Here is an 8,618-nt window from a genome sequence, read left to right on the forward strand (position 1 = left end):
TGCTGGGGTTCAGGTATAATCGCTGCAAAGCCCTGATTGATGGAGAGGACTGCTTTGACTAACTTGAATTATCAACAGACGCACTTTGTGATGAGTGCGCCTGATATTCGCCACTTACCTTCCGACACGGGTATAGAAGTGGCTTTTGCTGGCCGTTCCAACGCAGGCAAATCCAGTGCGCTAAATACCCTGACGAATCAAAAGGGTCTGGCGCGTACATCTAAAACGCCAGGTCGTACTCAGCTCATCAACCTGTTTGAAGTCGTTGACGGCAAACGCCTGGTCGATTTGCCAGGATACGGTTATGCCGAAGTTCCAGAAGAGATGAAGCGTAAATGGCAGCGCGCGCTGGCTGAATATCTGGAAAAACGTCAGAGCCTGCAAGGTCTGGTGGTACTGATGGATATTCGTCACCCGTTAAAAGATCTCGATCAACAGATGATCCTGTGGGCGGTTGAGAGCAACGTTCAGGTTCTGGTACTGCTGACTAAAGCAGATAAGCTGGCCAGCGGTGCACGCAAAGCGCAGTTGAATATGGTACGCGAAGCCGTACTGGCATTTAACGGTGATGTGCAGGTAGAAGCATTTTCATCGCTGAAAAAGCTGGGTGTGGACAAACTGCGGCAAAAACTGGATAGCTGGTTTAGTGAACTGGCACCGGTTGAAGAGATGCAGGACGGGGAATAACCCACCGTATTGCCGGATGGCGCCGCTGCGCGTCTTATCCGGCCTACAGCATGTACAAAACTTTTCTTTCGCACAATAAAAAACGCCCCAGTCATTACTGACTGGGGCGGCTAAAATATTCAGCCAAATCCGATTACGTGAAGTAAAAGGTCTGAAAGATAGAACATCTTACCTCTGTACCCTACGAGAATAACTTTACTCTTTTTTGAGCAGCTCAGAAAGCACTTTTTGTAATTTTTTTTCATTCCTTACATAGGGAATTCTAATGGACATCACAAAAAGTTCTCTCTTATGTTGCTTAGTTACGAAAAAGAGCCGTTATTCAGTAAACCCTTAGTGCGCCTGATCCCAGTTTTCGCCACTACCGACTTCCACCAGCAACGGCACGTCAATCTGGGTCTCGTTTTCCATCAGTTGGTGGATCTTTTTAGAGACGCTCTCGAGGTCATCTTTATGCACTTCAAACACCAGTTCATCGTGTACCTGCATGATCATACGCACACGCGGTTGCTCGGTTTGCAGCCATCTGTCCACCGCAATCATCGCTCGTTTGATAATGTCTGCGGCAGTACCCTGCATCGGGGCGTTAATTGCCGCGCGTTCTGCACCTGCACGACGAGCACCATTACTGGATTTAATATCCGGTAAATAGAGACGGCGACCTTCCAGCGTTTCTACATAACCCTGCTCTTTCGCCTGCGCGCGGGTGCGTTCCATATATTCCAACACGCCAGGGTAGCGTTCGAAGTAGAGATCCATGTACTTCTGTGCTTCTTTACGCGGAATATTCAACTGGCGCGCCAGACCAAAAGCGCTCATCCCGTAGATCAAACCGAAGTTGATGGCTTTCGCGCTGCGGCGTTGCTCGCTGGTCACAGAATCAAGCGGTAAACCAAAGACTTCTGCCGCCGTTGCGCGGTGAATATCTTTCCCTTCGGCAAACGCGGTAAGCAGACCTTTATCACGTGAAAGGTGCGCCATGATACGCAGTTCAATCTGTGAGTAGTCCGCAGAGACAATCACGTAGTCTTCTGGCGCAATGAACGCCTGACGAATACGACGACCTTCGTCATTACGTACCGGGATGTTTTGCAGGTTCGGATCCGTTGAAGACAAGCGACCCGTTGCGGTAACTGCCTGATGATAGGAAGTGTGCACGCGCCCGGTCTTCTTGTTAATCATCAACGGAAGCTTATCCGTATAGGTCGACTTCAGTTTTGCTAACCCACGATATTCCAGGATAACTTTCGGCAACGGATAATCCAGCGCGAGCTCTTCCAGCACCTCTTCTGACGTTGATGGTGCGCCACCAGGGGTTTTCTTCAGCGGCTTAATACCCTGCTTTTCAAACAGGATGGTTTGCAGTTGCTTGGTGGAAGAGAGGTTAAACGCTTCTCCGGCGATCTCGTGTGCTTTTTGCTCCAGCTCGTTCAAACGCAGCGTCAGTTCTTCTGAATGCTTGTGCAGAACAGCCGGATCGATTTTCACACCGTTGCGCTCAACACGAGACAAAACTGGCACCAGCGGCATATCGATATTTTCAAAGACGTTCAGTGGCCCTTTATGCTGCTGTAATTCTGGCCACATTTTCAGATGCAGCTGTAGCGTAACGTCGGCGTCTTCCGCAGCGTAACGCCCGGCTTCTTCCAATGCTATCTGGTTAAAGGTCAGCTGGTTTTTGCCTTTTCCAGCGATCTCTTCAAAGGTGATAGTTTTATGTTTAAGCCAGCGGTCCGACAGGCTGTCCATATCGTGTCGGCCAGCGACGCTGTTAAGAATGTAGGATTCAAGCATGGTGTCAAAGGTGATGCCGCGCAGCTCGATGCCATAGTTCGCCAGGATACCACGATCGTACTTCAGGTTCTGCCCGACTTTGTGCGCGTTCTCATCTTCCAGCAGCGGCTTCAGCAGCTCCAGCGCGCGATCGCGAGCTATTTGATCGGGGGCATCCAGGTAATCGTGGGCAACAGGAACATATGCCGCCACACCCGGTTCAATGGCAAAAGACAGGCCAACCAGATTCGCGGAAATATTGTCCAGGCTGTCAGTTTCAGTATCGAAGGCAAAGACAGGTGCTTTTTTCAGCTTCGCGATCCACTCTTCCAGCGTCGCTTCGTCCAGAATCGTCACATAGTTATCATACGAAAGAACCGTAGCCGGCTCCTCAGGCGTTTCATCGACGACAATAGTTTCTTGCGGTTTTGCCGCCGGCTTCGTCCCTTTCGCCTGTAGCCATTTACCCGCTTCAACGTCAGTAACCCAACGTTTGAATTCATACTGTTTAAACAGGCCAAGCAGTTCTTCCGCTGCCGGTTGACGGACTTCCAGCTGCTCGCAGGTCAACTCCAGCTCAACATCCGTTTTGATAGTAGCCAATTGATAAGAGAGGTACGCCACCTCTTTATTCTGCTCAAGTTTGCCCGCCATGGTTTTCGCACCACGGAATGTCAGCCCTGCAATTTTGTCTGATTCAGCATAGAGAGTATCCAGCCCACCCAGCCCCTGCAGCAGAGCCTGCGCAGTTTTTTCACCTACGCCTGGAACGCCAGGGATGTTATCTGAGGAATCCCCCATCAGCGCCAGGAAATCGATGATCAGTTCCGGCGGGACACCGTATTTATTTACCACCTCATCCGGGCCGAGGATCGTATTGGTCATGGTGTTGATAAGGGTGATATTCGGCGTCACCAACTGAGCCATATCTTTATCACCAGTGCTAATCAGCACCGGACGACCCACCTTCTCTGCTTCCCGCGCCAGCGTACCGATGACATCATCCGCCTCCACGCCAGAAACCGCCAGCAATGGCAGCCCCATCGCTTTTACCATCGCATGCAGAGGTTCAATCTGCGCACGCAGATCGTCCGGCATGGGTGGGCGGTGCGACTTATAGTGTTCGAATAACTCATCACGGAAGGTTTTACCCTTGGCGTCGAATACCACCGCCGCGTGGGTCGGCTGATATTGCAAAATCAAGCTACGCAGCATGTTGAGGACACCGTACATCGCGCCCGTAGGTTCTCCTGCGCTGTTAGTCAGCGGTGGGAACGCGTGGTATGCGCGATACAGGTAAGATGAGCCATCTACAAGGATAAGTGGGTTTTCTGGGATCTGAACCATAATGTCCGTGCCTGTTTATCAGATTATGGGTAAAGGATGCCACAGACAGGATGAAAACATGAGTTTTTCGCCGCATTTGTCGAAAAACTTTTGTAGATCTTCTGCTTTGCTCGCAAAGACATCTGTGGATAACTTTGTGAATAAATAATTTACAGCTCTTTAAATATAACAAGGCAATTACTGCCTCATAATATTTTTATATGTATTTCAATAAATTAAATAAATACACAGCATTTTATTCCATTTTTACAGCTTATATCCTGATGTGGATAGATATTCCTCTTTTTTCTATTGAGGGAAGATCCATCATTTGGTTCGTTTTCTGATAAAATCAGCCCCTTGCGCCTCTTTCGCGCACTGTCTATGGCTAACCTTTTGAATAATTTAATTATGACGAGAATACTCGCTGCGATAACGCTGTTGCTGAGTATCGTATTGACCATATTGGTCACGATTTTTTGTTCTGTGCCGATCATCCTTGCCGGGGTTGTGAAACTCCTTTTGCCTATTCCTGTCGTCTGGCGCAAGGTTTCTGTCTTCTGTAATTTCATGATGTACTGCTGGTGTGAAGGTCTGGCGCTACTGCTGCACCTTAATCCACGGCTAAAGTGGGATGTTGAAGGACTGGAAGGTCTTAGCAAGAAAAACTGGTATCTGCTCATTTGTAATCATTACAGCTGGGCCGATATCGTTGTGCTTTGCGTTCTGTTCCGTAAGCACATCCCGATGAATAAATATTTCCTCAAGCAGCAGTTGGCCTGGGTACCCTTTATTGGCCTGGCCTGCTGGGCGCTGGATATGCCGTTTATGAAACGCTATTCACGTGGCTATCTGCTTCGCCATCCGGAACGCCGTGGTAAAGATGTCGAAACAACGCGTCGTTCCTGCGAGAAATTTCGCGTACACCCGACAACCATTGTGAATTTTGTCGAAGGTTCGCGCTTTACCAAAGATAAACGTGAGCAAACCCGCTCGCCCTATCAAAACCTGCTCCCACCTAAGGCGGCCGGTATTGCAATGGCATTGAATGTACTGGGTTCACAGTTCGATAAAATGTTGAACGTCACGTTGTGCTATCCGGAAAACAGCAGTCGACCGTTCTACGACATGCTGAGCGGTAAGTTAACGCGGATTGTCGTGCGGGTGAATCTGGAGCCAATTCATGAAGAGTTGCACGGTGATTACGTGAACGATAAGGGATTCAAGCGTCGGTTTCAGCTCTGGCTAAATACGCTATGGAGTGAGAAAGACGCGCAGCTCGACGCGATTAAAGCCTCAAATAAAAAAGCCGGTCAGTGACCGGCTTTTGCTTTTATTTCTGACCAACCAGGTACTTCACGGTATCCGCATACTGTTGTACGAAGATATCCATGCTACTGGTATCCATACCCTGCGGGTTGATCTGATATTTGCCATTCACGAACATCGCCGGAACGCCCTGCAGCTGTAAATCAGCCGCCGCTTTTTCCTGCTGTGCCACGAGTGATTTCACCACGAAGCTGTTCCATGCCGCATCATAATCTTCGCCTTTAATACCTGCGTCGACAAACACTTTACGGATATCAGCGACAGACTGAACGGTCTGGGTTTTCTGAACGCCTTCAAACAGCGGAACGGTGACCTGATCTTCAACACCCAGCGCCATTGCAACCGCCCATGCCTGCGTCAGATCTTTACCCAAAGGCCCGAGAAACTCGACGTGGTATTTGGTCATCTTGGTGCCTTCCGGCAGCTTTTTCTTCACATTATCAGATACGTGAAGCACTTCTTCAAACTGGTAGCAGTGCGGGCAGTAGAAGGAGAAAAACTCCAACACTTGCGGTTCACCCGCAACTGGCTTTTCCAGAGTGATGTATTGTTTGCCATCCTGGAACTGCGCTGCAGATGCGCTAAAAGCTAAGACCATACCAGCCAGCGCCAGCCATATTTTTTTCATGTTCAAGTTTCTCCGGTTAATACATTGGCGTTAATTGTAAGGGGGGCTCTTGCAGAATTTTTGCCTGCTCAATAAAGGTCGCGGTCTGACGATGCCAGTAATCTTCCCCGGTTAACCACGGGAAGTTTTTTGGAAATGCAGGGTCAGCCCAACGTCGAATTAGCCAGGCAAGATAATAAACTAAACGCATAGCGCGTAAAGGTTCTATCAGTCCGATTTCAGAGATGTCGAACTCACTAAACTCTTCATAAGCCTCGATAATGGTTTCAAGCTGCATACGTTGTTCAGCTTTATCGCCATTGAGGAGCATCCATAAATCCTGAATAGCCGGACCGTTGCGGGCATCATCTAAATCGACAAACATCGGGCCATCGCGCCACAGAATATTACCGGCATGACAATCACCGTGCAGGCGTAACGTGGTAAAACGCGTATGCCAGCGTTCGGTAACGATCGCGATAAGCGCATCCGTTGCTTTCAGGAAGGCCGCTTTTTGCCCTGATGGGATTAGCTGTGCGTGTTCAAAAACTTTACGTGGCTCAGTCAGGTATTCTTCAAGGCCGATCGTTGGGCGGAAGGCAAAAGTACGCTTGCATCCGGTCTGGTGCATACGCCCGAGATAGCGCCCCACCGCCTCCATCTGATCGATGTTGTCGGCTTCAAACTGGCGTCCACCGACGCTGGGGAAGATCGCATAATGGAAACCCTGATGGCTTAATAGCGTTTGGCCGCTGAATACCAGCGGAGCAGCTACCGGGACTTCATCGCTTACCAGTTCCAGAGCAAACTGGTGCTCTTCCTGGATCTGATCGACAGACCAACGTTCAGGGCGATAAAACTTAACGACAAAGCGTCGACGGTCTTCGTCCTGGAATTGATAGACACGGTTTTCATAGCTGTTAAGCGGGGTAAGCCCGGAGTCCACCCGGATCCCCTGCTCAAACAGTGCATCCATGATGGTATCCGGGTGTAGCGTCTGGAAATTAAAAGCGTTGTCGTTCATCCCATCATCCGGAAAATACTACGAATGATTCAGGATATCATTTCGCAGCGCTTTCGGTGGCGGCGATTACAAGCTTTTACTCTTTAATTACGCCACGTGCGCGGAGTAGTGCAGTTTTAAAATCTTCTTCATAATCTTTCTGAATACCTGGAATGACCGCATCTTTCGCCGAGTCACGCATTTTCAGGTGATAGATCAGAATGTCATCAGTTAAATCCGCCAGTTCGCCGTCAAAACCTGACTCTTGCGCCAGTTTCTGTAAAAATTGCATCAGGTTAAGATCGGGTTCCTTCTGCCAGGCAGGCTGGAGGAGTTCAATAACTTCATTCAGACGTTTACATTTCATGGTTGTGCTCCTTAGGCTCAATACAGATACGTTAGCAGGGTCAATCCCACATTAAAAGAGGCGATATTAGTGATTCTGGATAGTGCAATAACAGGGGTTGTGCTGGCTGGCGGTAAGGCCAGACGGATGGGCGGAACCGATAAAGGTCTGCTTGAGCTGGACGGTAAACCTCTTTGGCGACATGTGGCCGACATTCTCGCTTTGCAGGTCGAAACCGTGGTGGTTAATGCCAATCGCCACAGGGATATATACCAGCAAAGCGGCCTGAAAGTTATTCCCGATTCATTGGCCGATTTCCCTGGCCCACTGGCCGGGATGCTATCGGTATTCCTGCAGCAAACGGGGGAATGGTTTTTGTTCTGCCCGTGCGATATGCCTTATATTCCTCACGATCTGGTCGCTCGTTTAAAAGAGCAGCGCAAAGCAGCACCGGTTGTCTGGGTGCATGATGGCGAAAGAGATCACCCAACCATTGCGCTGATGCACCGCTCTATGCAGCCTTTACTGCAGGATTATCTTCAGTCCGGTGAACGACGCGTTATGGTCTTTATGCGTTTGGCAGGCGGTCATGCTGTCGATTTCAGCGATCATAAAGATGCGTTCGTAAACGTGAACACCCCCGAAGAGCTCGCAAAATGGCAGGAAAAATCATGATCCCATTACTCGCCATTGCGGCATGGAGCGGCACGGGAAAAACCACGCTGCTCAAAAAGTTGATCCCGGAACTACGTGCCAGAGGTATACGTCCCGGATTGATTAAGCATACTCATCACAAGATGGATGTCGACAAGCCCGGTAAAGATAGCTATGAGTTACGCAAAGCTGGTGCAGCACAAACTCTGGTCGCCAGCCAGCAACGTTGGGCATTAATGGTAGAAACACCGGAAGAGCCCGAACTGGATTTAGCGTATCTGGTAAGCCGGATGGACGCTTCAACGTTGGATATGGTGTTGGTTGAGGGATTTAAGCATGAACCTGTCGCTAAGATCCTACTTTTCCGCGAAGGCTGCGGGCATAGTCCTGAGGAATTGGTGATGGATGACTATGTTATAGCGGTTGCCAGTGACGTCCCGCTGGCGGCGGATGTTCCATTGTTAGATATCAACAACATACAGCAAGTAGCTGATTTTGTTACGCAATGGGCCAGAAGATAACTGCGGTGTCGTGATCTGCCTGATGCGCTGCGCTTATCAGGCCTGCACAATACGTTCAGCCCGGCGGTTTTACCCCGCACACACGCAAAAAAGCCCATCCGTCAGGATGGGCTTCTTCACTTTATTTGATGCCTGGCAGTTCCCTACTCTCGCATGGGGAGACCCCACACTACCATCGGCGCTACGGCGTTTCACTTCTGAGTTCGGCATGGGGTCAGGTGGGACCACCGCGCTACAGCCGCCAGGCAAATTCTGTTATTAACCCGCTTTTCGCCGGTTAATGTAATCTGTTTCAAGCTGAATGTCGTCTCTTCGCCAAAACATCTTCGGCGTTGTAAGGTTAAGCCTCACGGTTCATTAGTATCGGTTAGC

Annotated in this window: 9 protein-coding genes and 1 rRNA gene; 4 read left to right on the plus strand and 6 right to left on the minus strand. The window is 49.6% G+C overall.

The genetic code is table 11. The annotated features are described in order from the left end of the window. The first annotated feature begins 54 nt into the window (after positions 1-54). On the plus strand, positions 55-687 hold the full coding sequence (gene yihA / locus OGV57_RS01830) for a ribosome biogenesis GTP-binding protein YihA/YsxC (protein ID WP_003847926.1): 633 nt from the start codon (positions 55-57) through the stop codon (positions 685-687). A 119-nt stretch (positions 688-806) separates the two neighbouring features. On the opposite strand, the gene spfP is transcribed toward yihA, so the two are convergent. Continuing rightward, positions 807-854: a small protein SpfP gene (spfP, locus tag OGV57_RS23755; protein ID WP_071892919.1), complete on the minus strand. Its 48-nt coding sequence runs from the start codon at positions 852-854 to the stop codon at positions 807-809. A 166-nt stretch (positions 855-1,020) separates the two neighbouring features. Continuing rightward, positions 1,021-3,807 carry a DNA polymerase I gene (polA, locus tag OGV57_RS01835; RefSeq protein ID WP_003028623.1) on the minus strand — a complete coding sequence of 929 codons (2,787 nt, stop codon included), beginning with the start codon at positions 3,805-3,807 and terminating at the stop codon, positions 1,021-1,023. 363 nt (positions 3,808-4,170) lie between these two features. Here polA and yihG point away from each other — a divergent pair, with 363 nt between their 5' ends. Beyond that, a complete protein-coding gene (gene yihG, locus OGV57_RS01840; protein WP_003028622.1) occupies positions 4,171-5,106 on the plus strand; it encodes a 1-acylglycerol-3-phosphate O-acyltransferase, YihG family in 936 nt (311 codons plus the stop codon). Between the two features lie 13 nt (positions 5,107-5,119). Here the strand turns inward: yihG and dsbA are convergent, their stop codons facing one another. From dsbA to OGV57_RS01855, 3 genes are all read right to left on the minus strand, one after another. Beyond that, on the minus strand, positions 5,120-5,743 hold the full coding sequence (gene dsbA, locus OGV57_RS01845) for a thiol:disulfide interchange protein DsbA (protein WP_032950650.1): 624 nt from the start codon (positions 5,741-5,743) through the stop codon (positions 5,120-5,122). A 16-nt stretch (positions 5,744-5,759) separates the two neighbouring features. After that, on the minus strand, positions 5,760-6,746 hold the full coding sequence (locus tag OGV57_RS01850) for a serine/threonine protein kinase (RefSeq protein ID WP_003028618.1): 987 nt from the start codon (positions 6,744-6,746) through the stop codon (positions 5,760-5,762). Between the two features lie 76 nt (positions 6,747-6,822). After that, positions 6,823-7,092: a YihD family protein gene (locus tag OGV57_RS01855; RefSeq protein WP_003028616.1), complete on the minus strand. Its 270-nt coding sequence runs from the start codon at positions 7,090-7,092 to the stop codon at positions 6,823-6,825. Positions 7,093-7,161: 69 nt separating this feature from the next. Between OGV57_RS01855 and mobA the strand changes: the two genes are divergently transcribed. Together mobA and mobB are read left to right on the plus strand one after the other, a co-directional pair. Continuing rightward, positions 7,162-7,746, plus strand: a complete 585-nt coding sequence (gene mobA, locus OGV57_RS01860) for a molybdenum cofactor guanylyltransferase MobA (protein ID WP_003028614.1) — start codon at positions 7,162-7,164, stop codon at positions 7,744-7,746. Continuing rightward, entirely contained in the window at positions 7,743-8,246 is a 504-nt protein-coding gene (gene mobB, locus OGV57_RS01865) for a molybdopterin-guanine dinucleotide biosynthesis protein MobB (RefSeq protein ID WP_049003372.1), read from the plus strand. Before mobA ends, mobB begins: the two co-directional genes overlap by 4 nt. Before the next feature lie 130 nt (positions 8,247-8,376). Here the strand turns inward: mobB and rrf are convergent. Then, a 5S ribosomal RNA gene (gene rrf / locus OGV57_RS01870) occupies positions 8,377-8,492 on the minus strand. Positions 8,493-8,618: the final 126 nt, after the last annotated feature.

This window comes from Citrobacter sp. Cf087, assembly GCF_030334285.1.
GTDB classification, from domain to species: Bacteria; Pseudomonadota; Gammaproteobacteria; order Enterobacterales; family Enterobacteriaceae; genus Citrobacter; species Citrobacter freundii.

Excerpts from the sequence above, each read along its gene's own strand:
- dsbA (WP_032950650.1), bottom strand. The coding sequence starts at position 5,743 with ATGAAAAAAATATGGCTGGCGCTGGCTGGTATGGTCTTAGCTTTTAGC.
- polA (WP_003028623.1), bottom strand. The coding sequence starts at position 3,807 with ATGGTTCAGATCCCAGAAAACCCACTTATCCTTGTAGATGGCTCATCT.
- yihG (WP_003028622.1), top strand. The coding sequence starts at position 4,171 with ATGGCTAACCTTTTGAATAATTTAATTATGACGAGAATACTCGCTGCG.
- mobB (WP_049003372.1), top strand. The coding sequence starts at position 7,743 with ATGATCCCATTACTCGCCATTGCGGCATGGAGCGGCACGGGAAAAACC.
- OGV57_RS01850 (WP_003028618.1), bottom strand. The coding sequence starts at position 6,746 with ATGAACGACAACGCTTTTAATTTCCAGACGCTACACCCGGATACCATC.
- OGV57_RS01855 (WP_003028616.1), bottom strand. The coding sequence starts at position 7,092 with ATGAAATGTAAACGTCTGAATGAAGTTATTGAACTCCTCCAGCCTGCC.